Source organism: Brachybacterium netajii (SeqCode) (genome assembly GCF_054114245.1).
Window position 1 is genome coordinate 43,807 of sequence record NZ_JBSYXB010000001.1, and the last position, 12,579, is coordinate 56,385.

Here is a 12,579-nt window from a genome sequence, read left to right on the forward strand (position 1 = left end):
CATCGCTCCAGGGGGACCCGATGATCCAGCCCGTGCCCGCACCCGTCGATCGCCCGCTGGTCTCGGCGGTCACCGGCACCAACGGCAAGACCAGCGTCGCGACCGCGACCCTGCAGCTGATGCGCGCGACCGGACTGCGCGCCGCGGGCTGCGACTCGACGGGGATCACGGACGTGCACGGCGCGGTCCGACCCTCGGCGTTCCGGCGCTCCGCGCGGTTCCTCCCGGATCTGATCGCCGAGCAGGCGGCGCTCGGGGCCGAGGCGATCTCCCTCGAGGCCTTCGTCGGGATCCTCAAGGACGGCCTGTTCGAGCACGTCGAGGTCGACGCGGCCGTGTGCACCGGTCTCGAGCAGGATCATCTGGACGTGCACGGCGACCTCGAGCACTACTGGGGAGCGAAGCTGCGGCTCGTCGAGGAGCATCTGCGTCCCGACGGGATCGCCGTGATCGCCGAGGACTGCGCGCGCGGCGACCTGGTGCGCGACGCCGTCGCCCGACGCGGCGCCCGTCTGCTGACGGTGGGCTCCGATATCGCCCTCGAGCAGGCCGAGGAGGCCCGCGCCGACGGGCGGGATGTGCTGCGGGGACGCCTGCGCGTGGGCTCCCGGCGGTACGAGGTCAAGCTGCCGACGGTGCACGCGGTGGCGGTGACGAACCTGCTGCTCGCGGCGAGCGCCGTGATCGCGCTCGGCCGGGATCCCGTCGCGGTCGCCGACGCCCTCGCGCGGGTGGTCCCTCCCCCGGGGCGCCTCGAGATCGTCGGCGAGCGGGATGGAGTCACCGCGATGGTCGACACCGCGCACAATCCGGGGGCGCTGCGCACCGCGCTGACGGCGGTGCGCGCTCGGACCTCGGGGCGGGTGCTGCTGGTCGTCGGCGCGGGCGGCGAGAGGGATCGCTCGAAGCGGGCGCCGATGGGCCGGATCGCGGCGGACCTCGCCGATCTCGTGGTCCTCACCGATGACAACCCGCGGCGCGAGCCGCCGGGCCGGATCCGCGCGGAGGTGCGGGCCGGGTGCCCGGACGGCATCGAGATCCCCCGGCGCTCCGATGCGATCCGCGCGGCCTGGGAGATGGCGCGCGCCGGGGACACGGTGCTCGTGGCCGGGAAGGGCGATGAGTCCGCGCAGCTGGTCGGGACGCGGAAGCTGCCGCACGATGACCGCGCCGTGTTGCGGGAGCTCCTGGACCGGAGCTGACCGTGCGCCGACACGGAGCGGTGCGGCGCCCGCCACCTCGCGGACGCCGCACCGAGCGGTCAGGTCAGATCAGGCCGCCGTCGGGGTCATAGCCCCCGTCCGGGTCGTACCCGCCGTCCGGGTCATACCCACCATCCGGGTCATACCCGCCATCCGGGTCATAGCCACCATCCGGGTCATACCCACCATCCGGGTCATACCCACCATCCGGGTCATACCCGCTGTCGGGCTCATAGCCCCCGTCCGGGTCATACCCACCATCCGGGTCATACCCACCATCCGGGTCGTACCCACCATCCGGGTCATACCCGCCGTCGGGATCGTATGCGGAGCGTGCGTCGGTCATGGTGTCCCCCTCGGTGTCGTCGGACCGATGCGCCACCGAGTGAACCGCGTCACGCGTCGGCGCGCAAGGGGTCCTCGTCGACGGCCCCGGTTCCGCCGAGGCCAGGAGCGGGAATCGCGGAGTCCGACGATCCGTTCCCCGGGGCGAGCACCAGCGCTCCGAGTGCGGCGGCGATCGTCGCCAGGCCCGCCCATCCGAGTCCGGTGAGCTGCTCTCCGACCACGAGCACGGCCAGGATCGTCGCGAAGGCGGGCTCGGTCAGGGTGATCGTGGTCGCGGTGCTCGCCGTGATCCGCGCGAGACCGATCCCGAAGAGGACGTAGCCGGCGAACATCGGCACGAGCGCCATGTACCCGGCGACCAGCAGATACTCGCGCGAGCCGAGGAGCGGTGCGGCGGTGACCACGAGGACGGGCATCAGCAGGAGCCCTCCTCCGCCGAACACCGACCCCATCGCTGCGGCGCGCTCGATCCCGCACCCCATGAGGCGTCGGACGATCCACGAGTAGGTCGCATAGGAGAGCCCGGCGATGAGTCCGAGGCCAATGCCGGGGGAGGACCGCTCCGGCCGCCCGAGTCATCGCCCCCTGCAGGGAGGAGGCGCTGAGCAGAACGCTGCCGAGGATGCCGAGGGCGGCGGCGAGCATCCACCGTCCGCTCAGGGGCGTGCGGTCGACGATCCGTTCGAGGAGCCCGGAGGCGAGCGGCGCCGAGGCGAGCGAGATGACCGATCCGATCGCCACTCCGGCGAGGTGCATGGAGCTGTAGAAGGCGAGCGGGTAGACCGCTACTGCGAACGCGCCGACGGCGACGATGCCAGCCCGGGCGCGGAGCAGCGGCAGCGCTGCGCGCAGGGATCCGACGGCGATCGCCGCCTGCAGCAGTCCGCCGATGCCGAGCGCGGCCGCACCGATCGCGAGCGGCCCCGCCTGAGGGGCGAAGGTCGCCGCGGTACCGGTCGTCCCCCAGAGCAGCGAGGTCAGAGCGACGGCGCCGATCCCCAGCATCCGCTCCCGGTTCACCGGCCGCCCAGCAGCGATGCGGCGATCCGGCAGGCCGACTCGAGCCGACGCCGCTCCCCCTCGAGGCCTGCCCTGCTCATCGCCCCCTCGAGGAGGAACGACAGGTGCTCGGCGAGCGCGCCGGGGTCGTCGGCTCCCGCCTCGCGCACATGCTCGGCGAGGATCGCCTCGACCTGCTCCTTGTGCGCGCGCACGGCGATCCGGCCCGGCGATCCGGCAGGAAGCTCCGCGGCGGCATTCAGCAGACCGCATCCCCGGAAGCCGTTCTCGAGAGACGCGTCGGCATGGTCGAGGTAGGCGTCCCTCGGCGATGACCGCGTCGATCCCCGTCGCCGTCATCCCCTGCGCGGAGAAGCGCCGCGCGACGTCGGCGCGTCGGGGCGAGGCCCGACACCGCGTGGTCAGGCCCGACGCCGCGCGAGGACCTCGTCCAGCCGCAGATCGACAGCGGGAGCGGGGACCTGGTCCGCGACGGCCTCGGCGGCGGCCTCGGCCTCCTCGACGCCCGCCGCCTCATAGGCGGTGGTGGCGGAGCGGATGCTCTCGCGATGCTGCGCGTGACGCGTCGCCAGATCGTCGACCTCTCCGCGCATCTCGTAGGTCGGCCGCGGCACGGGGCGCGGCGTCCATGCGCCCGGGGTAGTCAGATGCTCGCTCGCGCGCCGCTCGGTGTCCTCGAGGGACGTGCGCCGGACGACCTCGCGAGAGCGCTCAACGGCCGGTCGCTGCTCGGCGACCCGACGGGCGGCGCGCTCGGCCTCGGCCCGATCCGCGACCTCGAGACGGGCGATCGCCGCGGCGCGGCGCGCGCGGGTGCGGCGCTCGAGCTCGGCGCGGCGCAGGCCGACCAGATACGCGCCGACGCCGACGACGGCGATCACCGGAGCCGCCCAATGCACCATCTGCAGCACGGCGAGCACGGTCAGGCCGACGGCCACCGCGATGAGCACCACGAGCAGCGCGGTCAGCAGCCGCCGCGAACGGGCGCGCTCCTCGATCGGGTCCACGCGCAGTCCGGGTGCGGCGTCGAAGCGAGGGCGGCTGGTGGGATCGGCCGGGCGCAGCAGAAGTCGGTCCTGGGACATCGCGGGGCTCACCTCTCGGGCGGAGGGACGACGGTTGTGGACGGCCTCGGAGAGGTCGCGGGCTTCCGAGCCGGGCTCGGCGGTCTCGACCGAACGCGCACGACCCATCACGTCGCGACGGCTCGCCGTGCGGGGCAGGGCGTAGCCCAGCCACAGCACGAGGAGGAGGACGAACAGCACCGCCCCGAGGTTGATGGGCTCCATGGACCTAGGGTAATGACACGGATGTCGTTCCGCTGGTCACACTCCGGGCGTGTCGTCGGAGGATTCCTCGGGTTGCTCAGGCGCCGGCGTGCTGATGGTGCACGCCGGATCCCGAGCTGCCTCCGCGCGGGTGCTCGCGATGCAGGCGCTCGAGGACCCCCCGGCCGCTGTCGTCCGTGGCGACCTCGTCGGCGCACAGCGCGAGCACCAGATGATCCCGCCACGCGCCGTCGACGAAGATCGCCGACCGTCGCAGCCCTTCCTCGCGCAGATGGAGCTTCTCCGCGACCCGGAGGCTCGCCGCGTTCTCCGGGCGCACGGTCATCTCCACGCGATGCATGCCGACATCGGCGAAGAGGTGGTCGATGAGGAGCGCCGCCGCCCGCGGCACGATCCCCTGCCCCGCGTGGCCGCGGTCGATCCAGTACCCGAGGACCGCCGTGCGGACCGCGCCGTACTGCATGGGCCCGGCCGTGATCTGCCCCAGCAGTCGCCCGTCGGACTCCATCACGAGCGGCAGGTGCAGTCCGAGCCTCGCCTGGGACTCCCCCCATCGTCGGAGGAGGCTGAAGGGCGGACGACGGCCCAGGGCGTCCGGATCGGTCGCGTCCCACGGACGCAGCCACTCCTCGTTGCGATGCCGCAGCCTCTCGAAGGCGCTGCGGTCACGGCGATGCAGGGGCCTGAGCATCAGGTCCCCGTCGCTCAGGGTGAGCGGCCACACGTGCGCCATCCGCCCATCCTAGGCATGGCACCCTGGTCGCAGGAGCGGCCCCGACGGATCGGGCCGGCCGCAGCGACCGAGGGGAGCAGGCGATGCACGAGACGGATGCCGGCGCAGCCGACGGGCCGGATGCAGGGTCGGGCTCCGGAGAGGACCGTGCCTCGGTCGTCGAGCGCAAGGCGCTCCTGCGCAGGTCCCTGCGGGAGAGGCGGCGCGCGATCTACGGCGGGGCCGACGGCGCCGAGCGCCGCCGGCGCGAGGGCATCGAGCTGCTCGCCCGGTCCGCGGACCTCGTCGACGGCGCCCCCGGCCGGGTCATCGCCGCCTTCCACCCGACGCCCACGGAGCCCGATGCCCTGCCGCTGTGGCGTGCGCTCTCGGATGCGGGAGCCCGGCTGATCTTCCCCGTCAGCGCAGGCGAGGAGCTCGACTGGGTCGCCTGGGACGGGACCTCGGCGTTCGCTCCGTCCGCGGGGCGGGGCTTCGGCTTCGAACCGGCGGGACCCCGTCTCGGGGCCGACGCCCTCGCCCGCGCCGATCTCGTGCTCGCGCCCGCCCTGGCCGTCGATCGCTCCGGCACGCGGATCGGTCACGGCGGCGGATATTACGACCGCGCCTTCGGGCACCTGCGTCCGACGACGCCCCTCCTCGTCCTCGTCCACCCCCATGAGGTGCTCGCCGCCGGCGAGATCCCCCGCGCCGCCCATGACGTGCCGGTCCCCGAGGCCCTGACCGCCGCGGGACGCGTATCACTGCGGACTCCCTGACCGGCCGGGGGCGTCGGCCGTAGAATCGAGGGCGGCCGCGGAGGCGGCCGTCCCCTTCAGACCATCCCGGAGGAACCCGCGTGCCCACCTACGTCTACGCCTGCAAGAACTGCGGTCACCGGTTCGAGCAGCACCAGTCCTTCACCGAGGACTCGCTCACGACCTGCCCCGAGTGCGCCCAGGAGGCGCTGCGGAAGGTCTTCGACTCCGTGGGGATCGTCTTCAAGGGCTCCGGCTTCTACTCCACGGATTCCCAGACCTCCGGAGCGCGCTCGGTGGCGAGCCCCTCCTCAGGCCAGGCCGCGCCGTCGTCCGCGACCTCGACGGATCCCTCCACCGGCTCCTCGGCCGGGTCCTCGAGCAGCGCGCCCGCCGCCGCGCCGGCGTCCTCCGCCCCGGCTCCTGCGGCGAGCGGCACCGCCGCCTCCTGAGCACTCCTCCCCGAAGGCCGGTCGTCCACAACGGTGGGCGACCGGCCTTCGAGCTTCCCCGGTGAGGCCTAGCGTGCTCGCATGCTCGACCGACTCCGCTCCTCCCTCCCCCGCTGGCGCCGCGCGCTCCGCCGTCGTCGTCGCATCCTCCTGCTCCTCGTGGCGGTCTCCATCCTCGCCGCGGGGACGCCGTCCCTCGCCGCGGCGCTCATGCCGCCCGAGCATCGGGGCGCCGACGTCGTCGTCGCCGCCCGGGATATCGCTCCCGGCGCCGAGATCGGATCCGCCGATCTGACCGTCGTCCGCGTCGCCGACGCCCTCGTCCCCGCCGGGGCGGCCGACTCCCCGGACACGCTGCGGGGCCGTCGCAGCTCTGTCGCGGTGCCCGCCGGGACCGTCCTCCTGCCCGGCATGCTGACCGCCGACGGCGAGGCCGTGCCCGAGGGGATGGCGCTGCTGGCGCTGTCCGCACCCGCCGCGCTCTCCTCCCGTCTCGAGCCCGGGGCTCGGCTCCATGTGCACGCCGCATCGTCCGCGACCGGGGCGGAGAGCTGGTGGACGTCCGATGCCGACGGGTCCGGCGGCTCCGCAGGGTCGCCCGGCAGCGGTCGTGCCGACGGTGCCGACACGATCATCGAGGTCCTCGTCGTGGAGGGCCCGGGGACCGCCTCCGGCTCGAGCATCGATCTGGGATCCCCCGGCGGCTCCGACGTGGAGGTCCTCGTCGCCGTCGATCTGGCCGAAGAGGCCGAGCTCGCGCGTGTCGTGTCCGAAGGGTGGTTCACGGTCTCCGTCATCGGTTAGTGTCAGCGTGATCCGCCTGCCGGCGGACGCGTCGGGGGGCGCCTCCACAGGGGTCCCTCGTCGTCCGACCAGGCGCTTCACCGCATCCGCTCCCCCTAGTAAGGATCACCCCCATGAAGGGCTTCAAGGACTTCGTCATGCAGGGCAACGTCATCGACCTCGCGGTCGGCGTCGTCATCGGCTCTGCCTTCACCGCCCTGATCGCGGCATTCGTGGACAACCTGATCCAGCCAATCATCAACGTCTTCGGCGGCAGCAACGTCGACGGCCTCGCCTTCACGATCACGAACGAAGCCACCAAGGTCGACCTCGGTGCGATCCTCTCCGCGATCATCGCCTTCCTGATCACCGCGGCGGTCGTCTACTTCGTCTTCGTGCTGCCGATCGCCAAGGCCCGCGAGCTCGACCGTCGTCGCCGCGGCCTCCCGGTCGACGAGGAGGAGGCCGCTCCCGAGGACATCGCGCTGCTCACGCAGATCCGCGACCTGCTGCAGTCCCAGCAGACCCCTCCTCGCCAGTGACGCGATGAGCAGACCGGCGCGCCCCGCGCCGACGCTCCGCGAACAGGGCGGGACCGTCACGGTCCCGCCCTGTTCCGCGTCCCGGTGCCTCCCGATGCGATAGCGTCCCGGGAGTGTCCGCCGTTCCCGCTCCTTCCCGCTCCGCCCGTCCGGTCAGTGCCATCGCCTCCGCCGACTCCGGTGCCGATCGCCTGGATCCCGCTGCCGTCGACGCGGTGATCGCCTGGTTCGCCGAGCACGCCCGCGACCTCCCCTGGCGGGATCCCGAGGCATCCGACTGGAGCATCCTGGTCTCGGAGATCATGCTCCAGCAGACGCCCGTCGTCCGCGTGCTGCCGCGCTGGATCGCCTGGATGGAGCGCTGGCCGACCCCGGCCGACCTCGCCGATGCCCCCACCGCCGAGGTGCTCCGCGCCTGGGATCGGCTCGGCTATCCCCGCCGCGCGCTGCGACTGCAGGAATGCGCCCGTGCGATCGTGCGCGAGCACGGTGGGCAGGTCCCCCGCTCCGAGGAGGCTCTGCGCTCGCTCCCCGGGATCGGCGAGTACACCGCCGCCGCGGTCACCGCCTTCGCCCATCACGGGCGCGCCGTCGTCGTGGACACGAACATCCGCCGCGTGCTCGTGCGCACCGTCCGCGGCCGGGCGCTCCCCGGCCGTTCCTACACCGCCGCCGAGCGCCGCCTCGCGACGGCGACCGTGCCCGCCGATACCGAGCGCTCGGTCCGTTGGAACCAGGCCTCGATGGAGCTCGGCGCGCTCGTGTGCACGGCCCGGTCGCCGCGCTGCGAGCAGTGCCCCCTCGGCCCCCTCGCCCTGCGCGCCTGCGCCTGGCATGCGGCCGGGCGCCCCGTCGACGAGGACGCTCCGCGCCGGGCCCAGCCCTTCGAGGGCACCGATCGGCAGATGCGCGGAAGGATCATGGCGGTGCTCCGGGCCGAGGGATCGACCGCCCGCTCGGCCTTGGAGAGCCTGGATCCCGGAGACCCCGTGAAGGTGGAGCGCTGCGTCCGCTCCCTCGTGCAGGACTCCCTCGCCGTCCTCGAGGGCGAGCGGCTGCGCCTTCCCTGAGGGGTACCGGACCTTCCCCGAGGAGTGCCGGGAGCGTCCCGGATCAGCTGTCGAGCTGGACGATCATCCGCGTGTTGCCCAGGGTGTTGGGCTTGACCCGGGCGAGATCGAGGAACTCGGCGATGCCCTCGTCGGGCGAGCGCAGCAGCTGCGCGTACAGCTCGGGCTCGACCTCCTCGGCCATCTCCTCGAAGCCGTGCCGACGGAAGAAGGGCACCTCGAAGGTCAGGCAGAACACGCGGGCGAGGCCGAGCTCGCGGGCCCGCTCGAGGAGCGCCTCGAGCATCCGGTGCCCGAGACCCGTTCCCAGCAGCTCCTCCGCCACGGCGAGCGTCCGGACCTCCGCGAGGTCCTCCCACATGACATGCAGGGCGCCGCAGCCGACGACCCTGCCGTCCTCGTCGTCGACGGCGACGAGGAACTCCTGGACGGCCTCGTAGAAGGACACCAGATCCTTCCCCAGCAGGATGCCGCGGTGCGCGAGCGGCTGGACGATCGCGTCGATGGCTCGGACGTCGGCCGGCAGGGCGGGACGGATCGAGATGCTCATGACTGCTGCTCCTGCCCGGCGGGCGAACTGGTGACGGAGCCGACGGGCTCGGCGGGCCCGACGGCATCGAGCGATGCAGTGGACTCGGGCGAGCGAGACCGACCAGACGGCCCGGACGCCCCAGACGCATCGGAGGCTTCGGAGGCATCACGGACCGCTGCGGTCTCCGCGGCGACGCCGGCCTCCGCGACGGGGCGGTACGAGGGACGATCCTCGCTCTCGGCCGGATCCATCTGCTCGGCCAGCTCCCCCTCCGCGAGCTCGACCAGCCGGTCCACGACCGCATTGCCGTGCTTCTCGGCACGACGATCCAGGACCTTGTGGATGGCGTTGATGATGCGCTCGGCGACGACCGCGAGGAGCACGGCGGCGACCAGGGCGACGGTGATCGCCAGGAGGTGGTTGTCCGCGAACCAGGAGCCGGCGATGGCGCCGATCGCGCACGAGTAGACGGCCCAGACGAACGTCGACAGCAGCGATCGGGGCCAGAAGTTGCGGTGCGGGTAGTGGACCGCGCCGGCGACGAGGTTGACCGCGGTGCGGCCGAAGGGGATGTAGCGTGCCGTCATGAGGAACAGCAGCGCCCGGCGCTGCAGGCCCCGGTCGGCGGCCTCCACGGCGGCGCGTCCCTTCCCCTCCCGGAGGAAGCGGAAGCGCTGCCAGCCGATGGTCCGGCCCAGCAGGTACCCGAGATTGTCCCCCGCCCAGGCGCCCAGCCAGGCGGCCAGCCCCACGAGCACGATCGCCGGCTGACCGGCGGACGACCACAGCGAGGCGAGGGTGACGATGGTGGACTCGCTGGGCACCGAGGGGAAGAACCCGTCGGCGGCCGCGAACCCGAAGACCACGAGATGGATCCACCAGGCGTCGGCCACCCCCAGGATCCAGGTCTCGACCTGCCCGCTGAGGGACATGATCCGATCCAGGAGCTGCTGCACTCGCGACTCTCCTTCGCTGACCGGAGAGGCTCACCGGCCATGGTGCTGGCGCCGTCGCACGGCGCGCCCGTCGTCCTCGCGGCGACGGATCGCCCCCGATGATACGGAACCGGCTCCGTCGTCGACGGAGCCGGTTCCCAGGATCATCAGGAGGCGGTGGCCTCCGCGCCGTCCGGTGCGGAGGAGCCGTCCTGCTCGGACGTGCCGCTCGCCCCGGGCTGCGCGACGTCGGCGCTGCGCGCCGCCGTCATGCTCTCGATGTCGACAGCGGTGCTGATCGGCTCGAGCGACCCGTCGCCGGAGCGCCGGCTGAAGGTGAGCTCGCCGAGCAGGCCCTCGCCCTCGGCGTCGACCACGAGGGCGTCGCCCACCTTGATCTGGCCGAAGAGGATCTTCTCGCTGAGCGTGTCCTCGATGTCGCGCTGGATGGTGCGACGGAGGGGACGGGCGCCCAGGACCGGGTCGTAGCCCTTGTCCGCCAGGAGCTGCTTGGCCGCCGGCGTGAGCTCGATGGTCATGTCGCGCTCCGCGAGGCGGGACGCCAGGCGCCCGACCATGAGGTCGACGATCTGGACGATCTCCGTCGGGGAGAGCTGCGGGAAGACCACCACGTCGTCGACGCGGTTGAGGAACTCGGGGCGGAAGTGCTGCTTGAGCTCCTCGTGGACCTTCGCCTTCATCCGCTCGTAGTCGGTCGAGAGGTCGCCGCCGGCGGTGAAGCCGACGGAGACGCCCTTGGCGATGTCGCGGGTGCCGAGGTTCGTGGTCATGATGATCACGGTGTTCTTGAAGTCCACGACACGGCCCTGCGAGTCGGTCAGGCGACCGTCCTCGAGGATCTGCAGGAGCGAGTTGAAGATGTCGACGTGCGCCTTCTCCACCTCGTCGAACAGCACCACGGAGAAGGGCTTGCGCCGCACCTTCTCGGTGAGCTGGCCGCCCTCGTCGTAGCCGACGTAGCCGGGGGGCGAGCCGAACAGCCGCGAGGCCGTGTGCTTCTCGCCGAACTCGGACATGTCGAGCTGGATGAGGGACTCCTCGTCGCCGAAGAGGAACTCGGCGAGCGCCTTGGCGAGCTCCGTCTTGCCGACGCCCGTGGGCCCGGCGAAGATGAACGACCCGCCGGGACGCTTGGGATCCTTCAGGCCGGCGCGCGTGCGGCGGATGGCCTGGGCCAGCGCCTTGATGGCCTCGTGCTGGCCGATGACGCGCTTGTGCAGCTCGTCCTCCATGTTGAGCAGTCGCGAGGACTCCTCCTCGGTCAGCTTCACGATCGGGATGCCCGTCGCAGCGGCGAGCACCTCGGCGATGGTCTCCTCGGAGACGGTGGTGACGGCGTCGGACTCGCCGTGGCGCCAGGCCTTCTCCTTCTCGTCCCGATCGGTCTTGAGCTTCTGCTCCTCGTCCCGCAGATTGGCGGCGACCTCGAAGTCCTGCCCGTCGATCGCCTCCTCCTTCTTCCTGCGGGTCTCCTCGATGCGGACGTCGAACTCCTTGAGCTCCGGCGGCGCGGTGAGGCGGCGGATCCGCAGTCGGGCTCCCGCCTCGTCGATCAGGTCGATCGCCTTGTCCGGCAGGAAGCGGTCGTTGACGTACCGGTCGGCGAGGTTCGCGGCGGCGACGAGCGCACCGTCGGTGATGGTCACCTTGTGGTGGGCCTCGTAGCGGTCCCGCAGGCCCTTGAGGATCTCCACGGTGTGGGCCACGGACGGCTCGTTGACCTGGATCGGCTGGAAGCGGCGCTCGAGGGCGGCGTCCTTCTCGATGTGCTTGCGGTACTCCTCGAGCGTGGTCGCGCCGATGGTCTGCAGCTCGCCGCGGGCGAGCATCGGCTTGAGGATGCTCGCGGCGTCGATCGCGCCCTCGGCGGCACCGGCCCCGACGAGGGTGTGGATCTCGTCGATGAACAGGATGATGTCGCCGCGGGTGCGGATCTCCTTGAGCACCTTCTTCAGGCGCTCCTCGAAGTCGCCGCGGTACCGGGAGCCGGCCACGAGGGAGCCGAGGTCCAGCGTGTAGAGCTGCTTGTCCTTGAGCGTCTCGGGCACGTCGCCCGCGACGATGGACTGCGCCAGGCCCTCGACGACGGCGGACTTGCCGACGCCGGGCTCGCCGATCAGCACCGGGTTGTTCTTGGTGCGGCGGCTGAGGATCTGCATCACGCGCTCGGCCTCGTGCTCGCGCCCGATGACCGGGTCGAGCTTGCCCTCGCGGGCGGCCTGGGTGAGGTTGCGGCCGAACTGGTCCAGCACGAGCGAGCCCGCGGGCTGACCCTCCGCCGGACCGCCGGAGGTGGCCGGCTCCTTGCCCTGGTAGCCGGAGAGTCGCTCGATGACCTCCTGGCGCACCGCCGCCGGCTCCGCCTTCAGGCGCGAGAGGACCTTGACGGCCGTGCCCTCGCCCTCACGGAGCAGGCCGAGCAGGATGTGCTCGGTGCCGATGTAGTTGTGGCCGAGCTGGAGCGCCTCGCGGAGGCTGAGCTCGAGGACCTTCTTGGCGCGCGGGGTGAAGGGGATGTGCCCGCTCGGGGTCTGGTTCCCCTCGCCGATGATGTCCCGGACCTGCTCGCGGACGGCATCGAGGGTGACGCCGAGCGCCTCGAGCGCCTTCGCGCCGACGCCCTCGTTCTCGTGGATGAGGCCCAGCAGGATGTGCTCGGTGCCGATGTAGTTGTGGTTGAGCAGACGAGCTTCGTCCTGCGCGAGGACGACGACGCGGCGTGCGCGATCGGTGAAGCGTTCGAACATGGTCCTCCCCCGTTCTTTGGAGCTGATGCAGCGAGACTACGCGGGATCGGAGCCCCGATGAGCGCTGTTCGCCGCGGGCGTGACACCGGCTCCGCCGCAGGGAGCCGGCCCGGCCGCGCTCCCCCGGTCCATTAGGATCGCCAACACGATCCGCGGATCGTCCCGTCC

Annotated in this window: 14 protein-coding genes and 1 pseudogene; 6 read left to right on the forward strand and 9 right to left on the reverse strand. The window is 72.3% G+C overall.

From position 1 onward, the window contains the following. Positions 1 to 32: 32 nt before the first annotated feature. Positions 33 to 1,202 carry a Mur ligase family protein gene (locus ACXET9_RS00195; RefSeq protein WP_457883750.1) on the forward strand — a complete coding sequence of 390 codons (1,170 nt, stop codon included), beginning with the start codon at positions 33 to 35 and terminating at the stop codon, positions 1,200 to 1,202. A 64-nt stretch (positions 1,203 to 1,266) separates the two neighbouring features. Here ACXET9_RS00195 and ACXET9_RS00200 read toward each other — a convergent pair whose 3' ends face one another. From ACXET9_RS00200 to ACXET9_RS00225, 6 genes and pseudogenes are all read right to left on the reverse strand, one after another. After that, positions 1,267 to 1,548, reverse strand: a complete 282-nt coding sequence (locus ACXET9_RS00200) for a hypothetical protein (protein ID WP_457883752.1) — start codon at positions 1,546 to 1,548, stop codon at positions 1,267 to 1,269. Between the two features lie 49 nt (positions 1,549 to 1,597). Further along, positions 1,598 to 2,095: an EamA family transporter gene (locus ACXET9_RS00205; protein WP_457884952.1), complete on the reverse strand. Its 498-nt coding sequence runs from the start codon at positions 2,093 to 2,095 to the stop codon at positions 1,598 to 1,600. A gap of 115 nt (positions 2,096 to 2,210) precedes the next feature. Beyond that, a pseudogene (locus ACXET9_RS00210) lies at positions 2,211 to 2,555 on the reverse strand (EamA/RhaT family transporter); the annotation flags it as partial. 11 nt (positions 2,556 to 2,566) lie between these two features. Next, positions 2,567 to 2,764, reverse strand: a complete 198-nt coding sequence (locus ACXET9_RS00215; protein WP_457883754.1) for a hypothetical protein — start codon at positions 2,762 to 2,764, stop codon at positions 2,567 to 2,569. A gap of 207 nt (positions 2,765 to 2,971) precedes the next feature. Then, positions 2,972 to 3,859, reverse strand: a complete 888-nt coding sequence (locus tag ACXET9_RS00220) for a hypothetical protein (RefSeq protein ID WP_457883755.1) — start codon at positions 3,857 to 3,859, stop codon at positions 2,972 to 2,974. Positions 3,860 to 3,935: 76 nt separating this feature from the next. Further along, a complete protein-coding gene (locus tag ACXET9_RS00225; RefSeq protein WP_457883757.1) occupies positions 3,936 to 4,592 on the reverse strand; it encodes a GNAT family N-acetyltransferase in 657 nt (218 codons plus the stop codon). An 83-nt stretch (positions 4,593 to 4,675) separates the two neighbouring features. On the opposite strand from ACXET9_RS00225, the gene ACXET9_RS00230 reads away from it, so the two are divergent. The 5 genes from ACXET9_RS00230 to ACXET9_RS00250 all read left to right on the forward strand — a co-directional run bounded on the left by ACXET9_RS00230 (position 4,676) and on the right by ACXET9_RS00250 (position 8,176). Beyond that, positions 4,676 to 5,350, forward strand: a complete 675-nt coding sequence (locus ACXET9_RS00230; protein ID WP_457883758.1) for a 5-formyltetrahydrofolate cyclo-ligase — start codon at positions 4,676 to 4,678, stop codon at positions 5,348 to 5,350. 80 nt (positions 5,351 to 5,430) lie between these two features. Then, on the forward strand, positions 5,431 to 5,781 hold the full coding sequence (locus tag ACXET9_RS00235) for an FmdB family zinc ribbon protein (RefSeq protein ID WP_457883760.1): 351 nt from the start codon (positions 5,431 to 5,433) through the stop codon (positions 5,779 to 5,781). 81 nt (positions 5,782 to 5,862) lie between these two features. After that, complete coding sequence (locus tag ACXET9_RS00240) at positions 5,863 to 6,585, forward strand: SAF domain-containing protein (RefSeq protein WP_457883762.1); 723 nt, start codon at positions 5,863 to 5,865, stop codon at positions 6,583 to 6,585. A gap of 113 nt (positions 6,586 to 6,698) precedes the next feature. Next, a complete protein-coding gene (gene mscL / locus ACXET9_RS00245; RefSeq protein WP_457883763.1) occupies positions 6,699 to 7,106 on the forward strand; it encodes a large conductance mechanosensitive channel protein MscL in 408 nt (135 codons plus the stop codon). Positions 7,107 to 7,267: 161 nt separating this feature from the next. Continuing rightward, positions 7,268 to 8,176 (forward strand): A/G-specific adenine glycosylase, encoded by a 909-nt coding sequence (locus tag ACXET9_RS00250; protein WP_457884953.1) that lies wholly within the window; start codon positions 7,268 to 7,270, stop codon positions 8,174 to 8,176. A 43-nt stretch (positions 8,177 to 8,219) separates the two neighbouring features. On the opposite strand, the gene ACXET9_RS00255 is transcribed toward ACXET9_RS00250, so the two are convergent. From ACXET9_RS00255 to ACXET9_RS00265, 3 genes are all read right to left on the reverse strand, one after another. Then, complete coding sequence (locus ACXET9_RS00255; RefSeq protein ID WP_457883765.1) at positions 8,220 to 8,726, reverse strand: amino-acid N-acetyltransferase; 507 nt, start codon at positions 8,724 to 8,726, stop codon at positions 8,220 to 8,222. Next, on the reverse strand, positions 8,723 to 9,664 hold the full coding sequence (locus ACXET9_RS00260; RefSeq protein ID WP_457883767.1) for a VTT domain-containing protein: 942 nt from the start codon (positions 9,662 to 9,664) through the stop codon (positions 8,723 to 8,725). The genes ACXET9_RS00255 and ACXET9_RS00260 overlap by 4 nt, the downstream gene beginning before the upstream one ends. Before the next feature lie 146 nt (positions 9,665 to 9,810). Next, positions 9,811 to 12,411, reverse strand: a complete 2,601-nt coding sequence (locus ACXET9_RS00265) for an ATP-dependent Clp protease ATP-binding subunit (protein ID WP_457883768.1) — start codon at positions 12,409 to 12,411, stop codon at positions 9,811 to 9,813. Positions 12,412 to 12,579 lie beyond the last annotated feature (168 nt).

Bases quoted from the DNA above. Each gene is read 5' to 3' on its own strand.
- ACXET9_RS00255 (WP_457883765.1), bottom strand. From the start codon at position 8,726: ATGAGCATCTCGATCCGTCCCGCCCTGCCGGCCGACGTCCGAGCCATC.
- ACXET9_RS00230 (WP_457883758.1), top strand. From the start codon at position 4,676: ATGCACGAGACGGATGCCGGCGCAGCCGACGGGCCGGATGCAGGGTCG.
- mscL (WP_457883763.1), top strand. From the start codon at position 6,699: ATGAAGGGCTTCAAGGACTTCGTCATGCAGGGCAACGTCATCGACCTC.
- ACXET9_RS00240 (WP_457883762.1), top strand. From the start codon at position 5,863: ATGCTCGACCGACTCCGCTCCTCCCTCCCCCGCTGGCGCCGCGCGCTC.
- ACXET9_RS00225 (WP_457883757.1), bottom strand. From the start codon at position 4,592: ATGGCGCACGTGTGGCCGCTCACCCTGAGCGACGGGGACCTGATGCTC.
- ACXET9_RS00220 (WP_457883755.1), bottom strand. From the start codon at position 3,859: ATGGAGCCCATCAACCTCGGGGCGGTGCTGTTCGTCCTCCTCCTCGTG.
- ACXET9_RS00265 (WP_457883768.1), bottom strand. From the start codon at position 12,411: ATGTTCGAACGCTTCACCGATCGCGCACGCCGCGTCGTCGTCCTCGCG.
- ACXET9_RS00200 (WP_457883752.1), bottom strand. From the start codon at position 1,548: ATGACCGACGCACGCTCCGCATACGATCCCGACGGCGGGTATGACCCG.